The sequence below is a fragment of the Plantactinospora alkalitolerans genome, from assembly GCF_015690345.1.
Classification (GTDB): domain Bacteria; phylum Actinomycetota; class Actinomycetes; order Mycobacteriales; family Micromonosporaceae; genus Plantactinospora; species Plantactinospora alkalitolerans.
This window is the reverse complement of sequence record NZ_JADPUN010000004.1, coordinates 1-738: the sequence shown is the minus strand read 5'-3', so window position 1 is coordinate 738 and position 738 is coordinate 1. Positions and strand designations below refer to the sequence as shown.

The window sequence follows — 738 nt, the reverse complement described above, 5'->3', positions numbered from 1 at the left end:
GGTCAGTGACCACGAAGTGCTCGATCTGCGCCACCGCCAGGTTCACCGCACTGGCGTGCGTCACGGCCACCCCCTTCGGGGTACCCGTCGAACCCGACGTGTAGATCACATACGCCAGAGCGTCCGCATCCGGTGTCGTCTCCGGTGTCTGGGCCGGGCCGGTGGCCAGTTGCGCCCGCACCATCGGGTCGTCCAGTGCCACTGACAGGACGCCGCTGGCCGGCAACTCGTCCAGCACGTCGGCCACACCCAGCACGACGATGGCCCGTGAATCGGCCAGCATCAGCCCGATCCGCTGGGCGGGGTAGCGCGGATCGATCGGTACGTACGCGGCGCCCGCCTTCAACACCGCCCACAGAGCCACGATCAGGTCGACGCCACGGTCCATCACGACCGCGACCACCGATTCCGCGCCCACCCCCGAGCCTTGCAGGTACCGTGCCAGCCGGCTCGACCGCTCGTCGAGTTCGGTGTACGACAGTTCGGTGCCGTCGCCGAGGATCGCCGGTGCGTGTCCCGCGTCGGCTACCCGGGCCGCGAACATCTCCAACACCGACCCGAACCGCACCGGCACCGGCGCTTCTCCGACACCCAGCAGCCGTTCCCGCTCTCCGGTGTCAAGCACGTCCACCGCATGGACCCGCACATTCGGGTCGGTGGTCACCGCGTCGAGGACCTGTACCCACCGGCGTACCAGTGCCGAGACTGATTCTGGTTCGAACAGGTCGGCGGCGCCGG

The 738-nt window shown here is 69.0% G+C and carries 1 protein-coding gene; it reads right to left on the bottom strand.

Annotation, left to right across the window (positions count from 1 at the left end):
* A partial coding sequence (locus tag I0C86_RS00020) for an AMP-binding protein (RefSeq protein ID WP_196199057.1) occupies positions 1 to 738 on the bottom strand: 738 nt, incomplete at both ends.